Source organism: Microbispora sp. H10949 (genome assembly GCF_014161435.1).
Taxonomy (GTDB): Bacteria; Actinomycetota; Actinomycetes; order Streptosporangiales; family Streptosporangiaceae; genus Microbispora; species Microbispora triticiradicis.
The window spans coordinates 425,383-438,108 of record NZ_JABBWZ010000007.1 but is presented as its reverse complement, the minus strand read 5'-3'; the positions used below and the strand labels follow the sequence as shown (position 1 = coordinate 438,108).

Annotated in this window: 9 protein-coding genes; 6 read left to right on the top strand and 3 right to left on the bottom strand. The window is 71.8% G+C overall.

Annotated elements, in window-relative coordinates; translation table 11 throughout:
• Positions 1-134: 134 nt before the first annotated feature.
• A complete protein-coding gene (locus HHX40_RS21320; RefSeq protein WP_182881982.1) occupies positions 135-1,298 on the top strand; it encodes an MFS transporter in 1,164 nt (387 codons plus the stop codon).
• Positions 1,299-1,343: 45 nt separating this feature from the next.
• Here HHX40_RS21320 and HHX40_RS21315 read toward each other — a convergent pair whose 3' ends face one another.
• On the bottom strand, positions 1,344-1,589 hold the full coding sequence (locus HHX40_RS21315; protein ID WP_182881981.1) for an AbrB/MazE/SpoVT family DNA-binding domain-containing protein: 246 nt from the start codon (positions 1,587-1,589) through the stop codon (positions 1,344-1,346).
• A 42-nt stretch (positions 1,590-1,631) separates the two neighbouring features.
• Positions 1,632-2,369 (bottom strand): MBL fold metallo-hydrolase, encoded by a 738-nt coding sequence (locus tag HHX40_RS21310; protein WP_182881980.1) that lies wholly within the window; start codon positions 2,367-2,369, stop codon positions 1,632-1,634.
• 54 nt (positions 2,370-2,423) lie between these two features.
• Between HHX40_RS21310 and HHX40_RS21305 the strand changes: the two genes are divergently transcribed.
• Together HHX40_RS21305 and HHX40_RS21300 are read left to right on the top strand one after the other, a co-directional pair.
• Positions 2,424-3,239, top strand: a complete 816-nt coding sequence (locus HHX40_RS21305) for a putative RNA methyltransferase (protein WP_182882048.1) — start codon at positions 2,424-2,426, stop codon at positions 3,237-3,239.
• Positions 3,240-3,349: 110 nt separating this feature from the next.
• Positions 3,350-5,131 carry a prolyl oligopeptidase family serine peptidase gene (locus tag HHX40_RS21300; RefSeq protein ID WP_182881979.1) on the top strand — a complete coding sequence of 594 codons (1,782 nt, stop codon included), beginning with the start codon at positions 3,350-3,352 and terminating at the stop codon, positions 5,129-5,131.
• A gap of 28 nt (positions 5,132-5,159) precedes the next feature.
• Here HHX40_RS21300 and HHX40_RS37805 read toward each other — a convergent pair whose 3' ends face one another.
• Positions 5,160-6,692, bottom strand: a complete 1,533-nt coding sequence (locus HHX40_RS37805) for a PP2C family protein-serine/threonine phosphatase (RefSeq protein WP_310738217.1) — start codon at positions 6,690-6,692, stop codon at positions 5,160-5,162.
• Between the two features lie 158 nt (positions 6,693-6,850).
• Here HHX40_RS37805 and HHX40_RS21290 point away from each other — a divergent pair, with 158 nt between their 5' ends.
• From HHX40_RS21290 to HHX40_RS21280, 3 genes are all read left to right on the top strand, one after another.
• Positions 6,851-11,065 (top strand): HAMP domain-containing protein, encoded by a 4,215-nt coding sequence (locus HHX40_RS21290; RefSeq protein ID WP_182881978.1) that lies wholly within the window; start codon positions 6,851-6,853, stop codon positions 11,063-11,065.
• A gap of 3 nt (positions 11,066-11,068) precedes the next feature.
• Complete coding sequence (locus tag HHX40_RS21285) at positions 11,069-11,701, top strand: response regulator (protein ID WP_182872977.1); 633 nt, start codon at positions 11,069-11,071, stop codon at positions 11,699-11,701.
• 77 nt (positions 11,702-11,778) lie between these two features.
• Entirely contained in the window at positions 11,779-12,720 is a 942-nt protein-coding gene (locus HHX40_RS21280; protein ID WP_182881977.1) for a MerR family transcriptional regulator, read from the top strand.
• The last annotated feature ends 6 nt before the right edge of the window (positions 12,721-12,726 follow it).

Genomic DNA, 12,726 nt, shown 5'->3' with positions numbered 1-12,726 from the left:
TCGGCGTGTCCGGACTCACACCGGGTCACACAAGGGACAAGAAGCATGCAACGGTAAAATGCGTCTACGTGGTGCATACGGGTGGGAACAGTCGAAAAGCTCTGATCTATTGGGCCGCCGGTGTGCTCGCGTACATGATCGCGGTTTTCCATCGCCAGTCGCTCGGCGTCACCGGCATCGACGCGGCGACGAGGTTCGGAGTCGGTTCGACGGCGCTGTCCACCCTCGCGATGCTGCAACTGCTCGTCTACGCGGCCATGCAGATCCCCGTCGGGGTGCTGGTCGACCGCCTGGGCTCCCGGCGGATGCTGCTCGCCGGCGCCGCGGTGATGGCCCTCGGCCAGCTTCTGTTCGCCGTCTCGGCCGATCTTGTCACGGCCGCCGCCGGCCGGGTGCTGGTCGGCTGCGGCGACGCGATGACGTTCATCAGCGTGATCCGGGTGGTGAACGTCTGGTTCCCACCCCGCCGAAACCCGCTGATCGTGCAGCTCACCGGCATCCTCGGCCAGTTCGGCGCGGTCGTGTCGGCCGTACCGCTGATCACCTCGCTGCACGCGTACGGCTGGACCCCGACCTTCCTGTGGGCGGCGGGGCTCGGCGGCGTGGCCCTGGTCGCGGTCGCGGCGGGGCTGCGCGACCGGCGGCCCGAACGCGCTCCGGCGGCGTCCGGAGTGCGCGCCGCCTGGGCCGAGCCGGGCACCCGCCTCGGCATGTGGACCCACGCCGCCACCTCGTCGTCGGCGGCGGCCTTCACCCTCCTGTGGGGATATCCGTTCCTCGTGCAGGGCCAGGGCCTGTCGCCCCGGACGGCCGGGATGCTGCTGACCTCGCTGACCCTGCTCGCCATGGCCTGCGGGCCGCTGCTCGGCCACCTCGCCGGCCGCTTCCCGCAGCGCCGCTCGTGGATGGTGCTGACGATCATCGGTGGCACGGCCGGCGCGTGGACGCTCGTCCTGCTGTGGCCCGGCCGCGCCCCCGTCTGGACGCTCGGGCTCCTGATGGTGGCCCTCGCCACGAACGGGCCCGGTGCGGTCATCGGCTTCGACTACGCCAGAACGTTCAACCCCGCCGAACGCATCGGCGTCGCCACCGGAATCGTCAACGGCGGCGGCTTCGCCGCCTCGATGTCCGTGATCGCGCTCATCGGCGTCACGCTGGACCTGCAGGGCGGCTACCACTGGGCCTTCGCCGTGCAGTACCCCGTCTGGCTGCTCGGCGCCGTCCAGGTCATGCGTTACCGCACCCGCGCCCGCCGCCGCGCCTCCGCTCCCCTCACCCCCGCCCCGGCCCCCGCCTGACCGGGCTCACGATGTTCGTGTCGAGCATCACCAGGGGTCGGCCAGTCATTGCCAGCTGTCCCGGCTGTTCTCCACGTCTACCGCATCGGTGAAACCGGGAATGGTCCCTGTTACGTCCTTGAAGCGGCTGCGGTGACGGCGAATCACGATGTGATCACCCTCGTCCGCAATGTCGACCGCATCGCCCGGCCCGAGACCCAGCTTGCACAGGAGGGAGACCGGAAGGGTGACCTGGTTCTTACGAGAGATGCGCGCAGGCCCCCTGTGCGTCGCCGGGTTCGCATACTCCATGACCTTTACCGTTACGGACCGCACACAAGTGGATCCGTTGAGTCAGAGATTCGTCCGCAGGGCGACGAAGGGCTGGGGGAAGTGGGCGGGGGCGAGGACGGCGGCGCGGGCGAGGAGGCTCCGGCGCGTCCGTACGGCGAGATCGGGATCCTCGTCGTACACGTAGCGGATCGTGAGATCGGCGAGTTGCGCCGGGTGGTGCAGGAGGTCGCCGCTCATCAGCACGTCCCCCACCTGCACGCACTGGTGGCCGGGCGTGTGCCCGGGAGCGTGCAGCACCCGGACCCCGGGGACGGGTTCGGCGTCGCCGTCGACGACGTCGACCCGGTCCCCCAGGGGCAGGATGATCCGCTCGCGCACCGGGCCGGACGCCCACTCGACCTCCGCCCGCTGCAGCAGGTAGCGGGCGTTCGGGTAGGCCGGGGCGCCGTCCACGACGCACCCGCCGGCGTGGTCGCTGTGCAGATGGGTCACCACCACGACGTCGACGTCGGCCGGGGCGACCCCGGCGGCGGCCAGTTCCGCGCCGAGCCGTCCGGGCAGGGGCGCCCAGGTCGCGGGCGAGTCCGCGCCGCCGATGCCGGTGTCCACCAGGACCGTACGGCCCCCGGCCCGCAGCAGGAAGCAGTGGAAGTGGAGCACCCACTCCTCGTCCGGCCCGAACGACGAGCCGGCGAACATCTCCGGCAGCGGTTTACGGATGGGCGGTCCCATCGGGCCCACGGCGTCGCACAGCGGAGTGATCTCGACACCGGCCACTACTCTCGGCTCGTACGGCATCCGACCACGATACGGCGGGTGCGACGACGCCCGGGCGGCCGGGATGATGGAGGCGTGCTCGCCGACGTCATCGACCTGCTCGCCTGCCCCCTCTGCGGGGCGAGGACCCACCTCGCCGGGGGATCGGTGCGGTGCGGGAGCGGCCATTCCTTCGACGTCGCGCGCCAGGGGTACGTGAACATGCTCACCCGGCCCGCGGGCACGGCCGACACGCCTGACATGGTGGCGGCGCGGGCGCGCTTCCTCGACGCGGGCCACTACGCTCCGCTGGCCCGCCGCCTCGCCCGGCTGTGCGCGGGCGCGGAGGTGGTCGCCGACGCGGGGGCGGGCACCGGCCACTACCTGGCGGCGGCGCTCGGCGACGGCGCGGTGGGGATCGCGCTCGACGTGTCCAAGCACGCGCTGCGGCGGGCCGCGCGGGCCCATCCCCGCGTCGGCGCGGTCGTCGCGGACGTGTGGCGGCCCCTCCCGGTCGGCGACGACCGCGTCGACGTGCTGCTCAACGTCTTCGCGCCGCGCAACGCGCCGGAGTTCGCCCGCGTCCTGCGGCCGGGCGGGACGCTGGTCGTCGTCACGCCAGGCCCCGGCCATCTGCGCCCGCTCGTGGAACGGCTCGGCCTGCTGTCGGTGGACGAGGACAAGGAGCGCCGCCTGGAGGAGAGCCTGGGTGGCGCGTTCACCCGGGAGGACGAGGAGACGGAGGAGTTCACGCTCTCCCTCGGCCACGAGGAGGTCGGGGCGGTGGTCGGCATGGGCCCGAGTGCCTGGCACACCCGCCCGGAGGAACTGGCGGCGGGAATCGGCGATCTGCCCGACCCGGTCGAGGTGAGCGCCTCGTTCCGCGTCTCCCGCTGGGCCGCCCGCACCTGACCTTTCCTCTGTGGGCGGAATCCTCGCCCGACATCACCCATTTAGCGGTCATTGTCACGCCTCACCGGACATACTGAACGCGACCCCGTAGGAGCGCTGGGGAGGGCGGCATGAAGGCCGAGGAACGCTGGCAGGCCAGGTTCCGGGCACCCCGCGTGACCCTGCCCACGTGGGCGCGGCAGGCGCCGCACCGTGCCGTCTACCGCGGCAACGCCTCCGGCGCCTGGGAGATCTACGCCTGGGACCGGTCGAACGGGCGCACCCGCCAGGTCACCGACCGCCCCCACGGCACGCGGTACGGCGCGATCGATCCGACCGGCCGCTGGGTCTGGTGGTTCGGCGACGCCGAGGGCGACGGGCAGGGCGTCTGGTCGCGGCAGCCGTTCGACGGCGGTCCCGACGTGCCCCTGTCCCTGCCGCCCGGTCATCCGGGCGGGCTCGCGCTCGCCTCCGACGGCACCGCGGCGGTCGGCCGTTCCTCCCGGGACGGTTTCGAGATCCTGCTGGCCCGGCCGGGGGACGAGCCGGTGCGGCTCTACCACCACGACGAGTACGCCGTGGTCGCCGACATGTCCCTCGACGGGGCGGTCGTCGCCGTCAACCACAGCGAGCACGGCGACCTGCTGCACCCGGCCGTACGGGTTGTGAAGACGAACGGGTCGGTGGTCGCCGAACTGGACGACGGGCCCGGCAAGGGAGTGATCGCGGCCCGCTTCGCCCCCGTGCCCGGCGACCGGCGGCTGCTGGTCCTGCACGAGCGCCGGGGCCGCCGCGAGCCGCTCGTGTGGGACCCGGTGACCGGCGAGCAGCGGGAGATCTGGCTGCGGGTGCGCGGGGAGATCTCCGCCGACTGGTACGACGACGGCCGCGCCCTGCTGATCGTCCACAACCACCGGGGCCGTACCGAACTGCTGCGCTACGACCTGGCCGGTGGGGGCCTCACCCCCATCGACAGCCCGCACGGGGTGATCGAGGCGGCGGCGCCCCGGCCCGACGGCACCGTCGAGTACGCGTGGTCGAGCGCGGCCCACCCTCCGGTGATCAGGTCCAGCAACGGCCACGTGGTCTTCAGCCCCGGCCGTACGCCACCGCCGTCCGTGCCGCTGGAGGACATCGACGTGGACGGCCCGGGCGGCCGGATCCACGCCCTCGTCTCCCGGCCGGAACGGGCCGCCGCGCCGTACCCGGCGGTGTTCCTGCTGCACAGCCAGCCGGCCGCGTTCGACGGCGTGCCGGGCGGGCAGGACGACGACTCCTTCCAGCCGCAGGTGGCGGCGTGGGTGGACAACGGCTTCGCCGTGATCCGGGTGAACCACCGCGGCTCGGCCGGGTACGGCTCGGCCTGGCGCGACGCGCTGCGCGGAGACGTCGGCCACATCGAGCTCGCCGACGTGGCGGCGGTGCGCGACTATGCCGTGGAGCAGGGCATCGCCGACCCCGACCGTCTCGTGCTCGCCGGGGCCGCGTGGGGCGGCTACCTGACCCTGCTCGCGCTCGGCACCCAGCCGAAGGCCTGGGCGGCGGGGATCGCGACCACGCCCATCCCCGATCACGCGGCGATGTACGAGCACGAGGCCGAGTGCCTGCGCGCGGCGCACCGGGCGCTGCTCGGCGGCTCTCCGGACGAGGTGCCCGACCGGTACGCCGCATCCTCCCCGATCACCTACGCCGACATGGTCGAGGCGCCGCTGCTGATCATCGCGGGGGACGACGATCCGCACTGCCCGATGGAGCAGGTGGAGCACTACGTGCGGGCCCTCGCCGACCACGGCCGCGAGGCGTCCCTCTACCGGTACGCGGCGGGGCCCGGCGGCACGCCGGCGGTCGAGGAGCGGATCCGGCAGATGGGGGCGTCCATCGAGTTCGCCGTACGCGCCCTGGGCGGGGCCTGAACTGGCCTGGCCTGCGCGACCCGGCCGGTCAGGGGGCGCGCAGGACGAGGATGGCGAGGTCGTCGGCGCTCGGCTCGGGCGCGAAGTCCTGCACGGCGCGGCGGATGCGTTCGGCGACGGCGCGGGCGGACAGGTCCGCGCACTCCGCCAGCAGCCTGGCGAGGCCGCCGTCGTCGTCCAGCAGCCGGTCGCCCGACCGCCGCTCGGTGACCCCGTCGGTCACGCCGAGCAGCACGTCACCGGGGGTGAGCCGCAGCTCGTCCTCCTGGAACCTCGCCTCGGGGAACACTCCGAGCAGCGACTGCGGCGAGGCCACGACCTCGACGTCGCCGTTCGGCCGCAGCCGCATCGCCTCCGGGTGCCCGGCGGAGACGAGCCGGATGTCGAGTCCTTCGGGCACGACGTTGATCTGGCCGTGCAGCAGCGTCAGGAAGCGGGCCCGCTCCCCCTCCTCCAGGATGGCCTGGTTGAGGCGGCCCACGACGGCGGCCACGCCGTACCCCTCGCGGGCGAGCAGCCGGAGCGTGTGCCGGGCCAGCCCGGTCACGGCGGCGGCCTCGGGGCCGGTGCCGCAGACGTCGCCGATCGCGAAGCGCCAGACGCCCTGGGCGACCGGGAACAGGTCGTAGAAGTCGCCGCCGACCTCGTTGGTCTCCCCGGCCGGCTCGTAGATCACGTGGAAGTCGAGGCCGGGCGTGTCCGGCTCGTCGGGCGGCAGCAGGCTGCGCTGGAGCGCCCGGTTGGCCGCCGCCTGCTGCGCGTACAGGCGGGCGTTGTCGAGCGCCAGCGCCGCGCGGCGGCCGAGGTCCTCGGCGATCTGCATCGCCTCGTCGGGGAAGTGGTCGCGCCGGCCCAGGCACATCACGCCGAGCCGCCGCCCGCGCGCGGTCAGCGGGTACGCCAGCGCCTGCCACTCACCCAGCGGCAGCACGGCGGGCCCGTCGTCGGCCGGCAGCGCGACGTCCTCCAGTTCGTCGCGCATGGCGTCGATCTGCGTCTCGTCCGCGTGCCACAGGTACGCGGGGCGCAGGTCGCCCGAGCCGTCCTGCGCGGTGTAGACGGCGCACCAGCTGGCCAGGCGCGGTACCACGATCTGCGCGATGATCGCCGGCACCATCTCGGGGTTGAGCGTGCCCGCGAGCAGGTCGCTCGCGTCCGCCAGGAAGCCGAGCCAGCCCGGGCCGTGCGCGGCCTCCAGCAGCCACTCGTCGCTCTGCACCGGCTCACCGCCGGGCAGGTCGAGCCGGGCCCACCGGGTGCGCAGGGCCGAGGTGAACGTCACACCCCAGGTCACGGCCTCGGCCTGCGGCCCGAAGTCCGAGCCGTCCGTCTTCTCCCGCACCTCCACCTGGACGTTCTCACCGTGGTGCAGCCAGGCGACCTCGAAGGGCCCTCCCGACGCCTCCGCGACGAGTTCGCCCACCAGCCGCTCGGCCTCCGGGCACACGGACAGGGCAGCCCACGCCGTCATCACTTCACGCGTGAACCGCTTCGCATCGGGTACGGCCGTCTCGCCCGGCGTGAAGGACGCGGCGAGAACGGCACGAGGGGAAACAGGCACTGCCTCCTGCTTACCACACTTCCGGCTGACACCGGGTCAGGCAAGGGGGCCCCGCACCCCACGGAACGTGACAGACTGGCATGGAGTCCACGGCTGGACAAGGCCGTATCGGCCGCTGCCTTGGTCGCGTCAGCCCCGATCGGGGTAAAGGAGGCTAGATGTCGCCCGCCAACGTCGAACTGGCCGGGACCGAACGGACCTACACCGAATCCGATCTCGTTCCCTTTCTCGAAACCCTCATCACCTGGCGGGACGGCGACTTCCGCCGGCGCGTCTCCCACGCCCCGGCGGGGATCCTCAGCGAGATCCGGCTGCTGCTCAACGAGGTGGCGGACCGGCGTGAGCACCTGGCCAACGAGCTGGCCCGGGTGCGCCGCGAGGTCGTCAAGGAGGGCCGGTTCACCGAGCGGCTGAGCCCGGGACCGGGCGTGGGCGCGTGGGCGGAGAGCGTGGGCTCGGTCAACGACCTGATCGACGCGATCGTCACCCCGGTCAGCGGCGCCGCCGACGTCATCGACGCGGTGGCCAAGGGCGACCTGTCCCGCCGGATCGACGTGGACCGCGCGGCCCGGGGCGAGGTGCGGCGGCTCGGCAAGGCCATCAACGGCATGGTCGACCAGCTCTCGCTGTTCACCTCGGAGGTGACGCGGGTCACCCGCGACCTCGGCACCGAGGGCAGGCTGGGCGGCCGGGCGAACCTGCGCGGCATGTCGGGAAGCTGGCGCGACCTCACCGAGGCCGTCAACACGATGTCCGACCGCGTCTCCGCACAGGTGCGCGACATCGCCGAGGTGACGACCGCGGTGGCCAGGGGCGACCTGAGCCGCAAGGTCACCGTCGACGCCGTCGGCGAGATGCTGGAGCTCAAGCACACCGTCAACACGATGGTCGACCAGCTCTCGGCGTTCGCCGAGGAGGTCACCCGGGTCGCCCGCGAGGTCGGCACCGAGGGCAAGCTGGGCGGCCAGGCGCAGGTGCGCGGCGTCTCCGGGACGTGGAAGGACCTCACCGACAACGTCAACTTCATGGCGAACAACCTGACCTCGCAGGTCCGGCAGATCGCCGTGGTGTCCACCGCCGTCGCGAAGGGCGACCTGTCCAGGAAGATCACCGTGGACGCCCAGGGCGAGATCCTGGAGCTCAAGGAGACCCTCAACACGATGGTCGACCAGCTCTCGGCGTTCGCCGACGAGGTGACCCGGGTCGCCCGCGAGGTCGGCACCGAGGGCAAGCTGGGCGGCCGCGCCGAGGTGAAGGGCGTGTCGGGCGTCTGGAAGGACCTCACCGACAACGTCAACTCGATGGCCAAGAACCTCACCTACCAGGTGCGCAACATCGCCCAGGTGACCACGGCCGTCGCCAACGGCGACTTCACCCGCAAGATCGACGTCGACGCCCAGGGCGAGATGCTCGAACTCAAGAGCACCATGAACACGATGGTCGACCAGCTCTCGTCCTTCGCCTCCGAGGTGACCCGCGTCGCCCGCGAGGTCGGCACCGAGGGACGCCTCGGCGGCCAGGCGCAGGTGCGCGGCGTGTCGGGCAACTGGAAGGACCTCACCGACAACGTCAACTTCATGGCGAACAACCTGACGTCCCAGATCCGTCAGATCGCGGTCGTGTCCACCGCCGTCGCCCAGGGCAACCTGTCCAAGAAGATCACCGTGGACGCCCAGGGCGAGATCCTGGAGCTCAAGGACACGATGAACACGATGGTCGACCAGCTCTCGGCGTTCGCCGCGGAGGTGACCCGCGTCGCCCGCGAGGTCGGCACCGAGGGACGCCTCGGCGGCCAGGCCCGGGTGCCGGGCGTCTCCGGCGTCTGGAAGGACCTCACCGACAACGTCAACTCGATGGCCAGCAACTTCACCTACCAGGTGCGCAACATCGCCCAGGTGACCACGGCCGTCGCCAACGGCGACCTGACCCGCAAGATCGACGTCGACGCCCAGGGCGAGATCCTGCAGCTCAAGAGCACCATGAACACCATGGTCGACCAGCTCTCGTCCTTCGCCTCCGAGGTGACCCGCGTCGCCCGCGAGGTGGGCTCGGAGGGCCAGCTCGGCGGCCAGGCCCGCGTCGAGGGCGTCGAGGGCACCTGGAAGCGGCTCACCGAGAGCGTGAACGAACTGGCCGGCAACCTCACCACGCAGGTGCGCGCCATCGCCGAGGTGACCAGCGCCGTCGCCAGGGGCGACCTCACCCGGTCGATCACGGTGGAGGCCCCGGGCGAGCTGGCCCAGCTCAAGGACAACATCAACACGATGGTGTCCACCCTGCGCCAGACCACCAAGACCAACCAGGAGCAGGACTGGCTCAAGTCCAACCTGGCCCGGATCTCCCGCCTCATGCAGGGTCACCGCGACCTCATGGAGGTCGCGCGGCTCATCATGAGCGAGCTCACCCCGCTCGTGTCGGCCGGCCACGGCGCCTGCTACCTGTACGACGGCGGCCGGCTCAACCTCATCGCCGGGTACGGCATCCAGCCGGGGTCGTCCCCCAAGCCGTGCTTCGAACTGGGCGAGGGGATCATCGGCCAGGCCGCCCTGGAGGCCAAGCAGATCATCCTGGAGAACGTGCCGGCCGACTCGATCACGATCGAGACCGGGCTCAGCCGGTCGCACCCGGCGCAGATCGTCGTGCTGCCGATCCTGTTCGAGAACAAGGTGCTCGGCGTCCTGGAGATGGCCTCGTTCACCCAGTTCAGCCAGGTGCACGTGGCGTTCCTCACCCAGCTCGTCGAGACCATCGGCGTCACCATCAACACGATCATGGCGAACTCCCGGACCGAGGCGCTGCTGACCGAGTCGCAGCGGCTCGCCATCGAGCTGCAGGAGCGCTCGGACGAGCTGCAGCGCCAGCAGGAGGAGCTGCGCCGGTCCAACGCCGAACTGGAGGACAAGGCGGCGCTGCTGGCAAAGCAGAACCGGGCCATCGAGATCCAGAACTTCCAGATCGAGCAGGCCCGGCGGACGCTGGAGGAGCGCGCCGAGCAGCTCGCGGTGTCGTCCCGCTACAAGTCCGAGTTCCTCGCGAACATGTCCCACGAGCTGCGCACCCCGCTGAACAGCCTGCTCGTGCTCGCCAAGCTGCTCACGGAGAACGCCGAGGGCAACCTGACGCCGCAGCAGGTCGAGTTCGCCCGCACCATCCACGACGCCGGCTCGGCGCTGCTCCAGCTCATCAACGACATCCTCGACCTGTCCAAGGTCGAGGCGGGCCGCATGGACATCCACCCGCAGGCCATGTCGCTGGCCGCGCTGGTCGAGTACATGGAGGCGACGTTCGCCCCGCTCGCGCGGGACAAGGGGCTCTCCTTCACCGTCGACGTCGATCCCTCGGTGCCCGGCGACGTCAGCAGCGACGAGCAGCGCCTGCAGCAGGTCCTGCGCAACCTGCTCTCCAACGCGGTGAAGTTCACCCACCAGGGCGAGGTCAGGCTGGAGGTGACCCGCGCGCCCGGAGACGTGCCGTACGTGGACGAGAAGCTGCAGGGCGCGCAGGAGATGCTCGCCTTCAAGGTCGTCGACACCGGCATCGGCATCGCCCCGGACAAGCTCGAAGTGATCTTCGAGCAGTTCCGGCAGGCCGACGGCACGACCAGCCGCAAGTACGGCGGCACCGGCCTCGGCCTGTCGATCTGCCGGGAGATCGCCCGCCTCCTCGGCGGTGAGATCCACGTCCAGAGCACGCCCGGGGCGGGCAGCACCTTCACGCTCTATCTGCCGCCGAGCTACTCCGGGCCGCTCGCCGCGTCCGACGGCGGTGCGATCACCTCGCTGGCGGCCTCGGACGGGCACGAGGTGGACGTGCCCGAGCTGCACATCAAGGAGATCCTCCCGGAGATCCCGCTCCCGACCGACCCTCCCCTGGCGCAGCTCGCGCCGATCCCCGACGGCCACGTCCACGACTGGCAGGGCGACGACCCGCTGTCCGGAGCGAAGATCCTCATCGTGGACGACGACATCCGCAACGTCTTCGCGCTGACCAGTGTGCTGGAGCGGCACGGCTCGACCGTCGTCTACGCCGAGAACGGCCGCGAGGGCATCGAACAGCTCGAACGCAACGAGGACGTGGCACTCGTCCTGATGGACATCATGATGCCCGAGATGGACGGCTGGGCGACGACCTCGGCGATCAGGAAGATGCCGCAGTTCGCCGATCTGCCGATCATCGCGCTGACGGCGAAGGTCATGCGGGGAGACCGGGAGAAGAGCATCGCGTCGGGCGCGTCCGACTACGTGCCGAAGCCGGTCGACGTGGACCGGCTGCTCGAACGGCTGCGCGGATGGCTCATGCGCGGGCGGAACGTGGGCACAGAACGGACGAGGGGTGTGCCGGCCCCCGAGCCCCGCGACTCCCAGGAGGCATGATCGATGCCCGACCGCGCCAGGGTCCTGCTGGTCGACGACCGCGAGGAGAACCTGATCGCCCTTGAGGCGATCCTGAGTTCGCTGGACGTCGTGCCCGTACGGGCCCGCTCCGGCGAGGAGGCGCTGAAGGCTCTCCTGTCGACCGACTTCGCCCTCATCCTGCTCGACGTGCGCATGCCCGGCATGGACGGCTTCGAGACGGCCGCGCACATCAAGCGGAGAGAGCGCACCAGGAACATCCCGATCATCTTCCTGACCGTGGTCGACAGCGCACCCGACTACGCCTTCCGCGGGTACGCCGCCGGAGCGGTCGACTACCTCACCAAGCCGTTCGATCCCTGGGTGCTGCGCGCGAAGGTCTCCGTGTTCGTGGAGCTGTACGCCATGAACCGGCGGCTCACCGAACAGGCGGCGCTGCTGCGCGAGCGGCTGGCCGGTGAACTGCCGGGAGGCCGCGACACCGACCTGACGTCCGTCCTGGCCGAACTGGCCAAGCGGCTCGCCGCCGTGGAGGACGACCTGCGCCGCGTGCGGGAACAGGCCGGCAGGTCGGACGACTCACCACTGAACGGCGCCATCTCCGACCTGGGTGAGCGGGTCGCCCACCTCCGGGCCGGCTTCGACGCCCTCACCTGACGGCGAGCCGCCTCTCTCACCCCGCGGTCACCCCGCCGGGTTGAGTCTCCCCCAGGGGGAGACGGAAGGCTGGAGGCATGGACGGCGACACGACGTGGTCGATCGGGGAACTGGCGGCGCGAACCGGGCTGACGGTCAAGGCGATCCGGTTCTACTCCGACCGCGGGATCGTGCCGCCCGCCGACCGCAGCCCCGCCGGCTACCGCCGTTACGACGCCGCCGCCGTGGCCCGCCTGGACCTCGTACGCACGCTGCGCGACCTGGGGATCGACCTTCCCACGATCAGGAGGGTCCTGGACCGGGACGCCACGCTGGCCGAGGTCGCGGCGGCGCACGCCGAGGCGCTGGCGGCGCAGATCCGGGTGCTGCGGCTGCGGCACGCGGTGGCGCTGGCGGTGGCCAGGCGCGGCTCCACCCCTGAGGAGATGGATCTGATGCACAGACTCGCCAGGCTCACCGAAGACGAACGGCGGCGGCTGATCGACGACTTCCTCGACGCCGCCTTCGGTGAACTGGACGCCGACCTGACCGGGATCAGGCGGACGATGACCCCCGAACTCCCCGACGACCCCGACCCCGAGCAGGTCGAGGCCTGGGTCGAGCTGGCCGAGCTGTCCGGCGACCCCGCTTTCCGGGCCGCGCTCAGGCGCATCGCCGAGCAGCATGTGGCCGACCGCGCACCCGCCGCCCCGCTTCCCGACACCGCCCCACGTCCGGACGCCGTCGCGATCGTCCGCGACCAGGTCGTCCCCGCGCTGGCGGCGGGCGTCGACCCCGCCTCGCCCGGCGCCGAACCGTACCTCGCCGCGGTCACCGCACGATATGCCGCGAGCCTGCGCCGCCCGGACGACGCGACCCTGCGACGCCGGTTGCTCACGCTGCTGGAGACCGCGAACGACCCGCGCCGCCAGACCTACTCCCGGCTGCTCGCGGTGGTCAACGGCTGGCCGCCGCCGGACGACCTGACGCCCGCTCTCACCTGGTTCGCCGAGGCCCTGCGCACCCGGATGCCGGACTGAGCCCGG